Source organism: Ramlibacter sp. bp-362, assembly GCF_054956735.1.
Genome location: NZ_JBUDXE010000082.1, coordinates 1 through 240, shown reverse-complemented (window position 1 = coordinate 240; position 240 = coordinate 1). Strand labels below are relative to the sequence as shown.

1 protein-coding gene is annotated in these 240 nt (G+C 46.7%); it reads left to right on the top strand.

The window, feature by feature from the left end:
• On the top strand, positions 1-228 hold a 228-nt coding region (locus tag ACY0MJ_RS22500; RefSeq protein ID WP_462640786.1), incomplete at its 5' end, for a transposase domain-containing protein.
• Positions 229-240: the final 12 nt, after the last annotated feature.

Here is a 240-nt window from a genome sequence, read left to right as displayed (position 1 = left end):
ACCGTTGGGCGGAAAAACTGGCTTTTCAGTAACAGCCCCAAAGGAGCCAAAGCCAGTGCCATCGTCTACAGCCTGATTGAAACAGCCAAAGCCAACGGCTTGGACCCCGAACGGTATCTGAAATACCTTTTTGAAAAGCTGCCGAATACAGCAAACTTCAAAGATACCGAAACCTTGGATCAATACCTGCCTTGGGCAACAAAGCCCCAGGAAAAGTGCAAAGAATAAATAGAATCAAAG